This is a genomic window from Empedobacter sp. 225-1 (assembly GCF_030328185.1).
Taxonomy (GTDB): Bacteria; Bacteroidota; Bacteroidia; order Flavobacteriales; family Weeksellaceae; genus Empedobacter; species Empedobacter stercoris.
Window position 1 is genome coordinate 1 of the sequence record NZ_JACALO010000079.1, and the last position, 2,478, is coordinate 2,478.

At 30.9% G+C, this 2,478-nt stretch carries 2 protein-coding genes; one reads left to right on the plus strand and one right to left on the minus strand.

All coding sequences use genetic code 11. The features are described from left to right. Nucleotides 1–159 precede the first annotated feature (159 nt). Complete coding sequence (locus HX088_RS13765) at nt 160–1,071, minus strand: GNAT family N-acetyltransferase (protein WP_286484470.1); 912 nt, start codon at nt 1,069–1,071, stop codon at nt 160–162. 96 nt (nt 1,072–1,167) lie between these two features. Here HX088_RS13765 and kbl point away from each other — a divergent pair, with 96 nt between their 5' ends. Further along, the gene (gene kbl / locus HX088_RS13770; protein WP_286484471.1) at nt 1,168–2,367 is read left to right on the plus strand and encodes a glycine C-acetyltransferase; all 1,200 of its coding nucleotides are present in this window, start codon (nt 1,168–1,170) and stop codon (nt 2,365–2,367) included. Nucleotides 2,368–2,478: the final 111 nt, after the last annotated feature.

The following is a 2,478-nucleotide window of genomic DNA, read 5'->3' on the forward strand; positions in this document are numbered from 1 at the left end:
TTTAGCACTTGGCTAATCATTGGGGGCTAGCCCCCAATGATTTAATTTGAGTTGCACTTATTTGTTGAACTTAGAAAATCATAAACTAATTAATAGTTTAAAATAAAAAAAAGTCATTACAAAAAATGCAATGACTTTATATACTGATTATTATCTCTTTTAAATTGATTTTTGATAAATGTAATCATCCATAATGTATCCATTTCCGATATCAAATGTTTTCGATTCCATATTTTTGAAACCATTTTTCTCATAAAAACGAATTGCTTTTGCATTGTTTTTATTAACGGTTAAATGAACTGCTTTTGCACCTTTTTCTTTTGCATAATCCACTACTCTATTCAACATCAATTGTCCAATTCCTTTGGTTTGATTAGATTCTTTCAAGTAAATTTTTGATAAGAACACTGTATTATTCTCATCCAATTTATAATGTAAATAACCAGAAGGAACATTATCAATCTTTAAAATTTCCCAAACATCACCGTTTGCAATTCCTTCGTTTACCTTATCGTTATTGTACATCATATCAATCATATAATCGATTTGATCTTGTGCTAATAAATCTTTGTAACACTCATTCCAAATTTCTCTTGCTAAAGGTTGAACTAAATGTATATTTTTCTGATTAACGGTATGAAAATGACAATAAACATTAAGTTTAACTGGATTTATTTTTTGATTAATTTCTATATTTTGTAGCATTTCATCTTTACGTTTGTCAATTGCACCTTCTAACATTTGTAAGGTCCACTTACGTTTCAAAGAATTGTAATAAAACATTCCAATTCCAATATATAAAAAGACTTGCACAGCAATAGTAACGTAATTTTCTACTAAGTATTTATTCATTTTTAGGCTATTCTCCATCAAATTATCCATTGATGAACTACTAAAATTAACACCAATATCAATAATTCCTGAAGCAAACAACATTACAAATACAAAAGAAAACGCTATTTCTCCTGCGATATACAACCCTACTGCGGATAAAACTGTTTTTAATTTATCCTTTTTGAAAAATTTTGCTAAAAAATAAAACTGAAAACTAAATATGATGATTAGAAACACTGATTGTAATTTTTTTATATCTCACAAAAATACGAAAAATATAAGCGTAATCCTTTATATTTGTATGAAACATATCAAAACAAAAAGTGATTTATTATGTATAGCGATAAATTTCAGAACTATTTACAATCTCAGTTAAATGACTTAGAAGAACAAGGACTGTTCAAAAAAGAACGCATCATTGCTTCTCCTCAAAGTGCAGAAATCACATTAGAAAACGGTCAAACATTGTTAAATTTTTGTGCAAATAATTATTTAGGATTATCAGATCATAAAGATGTTATTTCGGCTTCTCAAAAAATGTTAGATGATCGTGGATACGGTATGTCATCTGTACGTTTTATTTGTGGAACACAAGATGTTCACAAACAATTAGAAAAGAAAATTGCTGATTTCTTAGGAATGGAAGACACGATTTTATATGCAGCTGCTTTTGATGCAAATGGTGGTGTTTTCGAACCATTATTTACTGAAGAAGATGCTATTATTTCTGATGAATTAAACCATGCTTCTATTATTGACGGCGTTCGTTTGTGTAAAGCTGCTCGTTACCGTTACAAAAATAATAATATGGCAGACTTAGAAGCACAATTGATAGCCGCTTCTGAAAAAAATCATCGTTTTAAAATCATTGTAACAGACGGTGTATTCTCGATGGATGGTATTGTAGCAGACTTAAAAGGTGTTTGTGATTTAGCCGAAAAATACGATGCACTTGTAATGGTAGATGATTCTCATGCAACTGGTTTCATCGGTAAAACTGGTCGTGGGACACATGAACACAACGAAGTAATGGGGCGTGTAGACATTATTACTTCTACTTTGGGTAAAGCTTTAGGTGGTGCAATGGGTGGATTTACATCTGGTAAAAAAGAAGTAATTGAAATGTTGCGCCAAAAATCTCGTCCATATTTATTCTCTAACTCTTTAGCTCCAGGAATTGTTGGTGCTGCTTTGCAAGTGTTAGATATGTTAGAAACTGATACTTCTTTACGTGATAAAGTTATGTGGAATGCCAATTACTTCCGCAAAGAAATGGTAGCTGCTGGTTTTGATATTCCAGAAGGTGATGCTGCTATTGTTCCAGTTATGTTATACGATGCAAAATTATCTCAAGTAATGGCAGATAAATTATTAGCTGAAGGTGTATATGTCATCGGCTTCTTTTTCCCTGTTGTTCCTCGCGATAAAGCTCGTATCCGTATACAGTTATCAGCTGCACATACAAAAGAACAATTAGATCATACAATTGCAGCTTTTATTAAAGTTGGTAAAGAATTAGGAGTGATTAAGTAGTTATTATCTAAATATTATAAAAAAGGTCGGTTTAAAATACACTGCCCCCAAAAAGTTAGACACTTTTGGGGGCATTTTTTATGACAAGAAAAGTAAAATATGGTGTAGCAT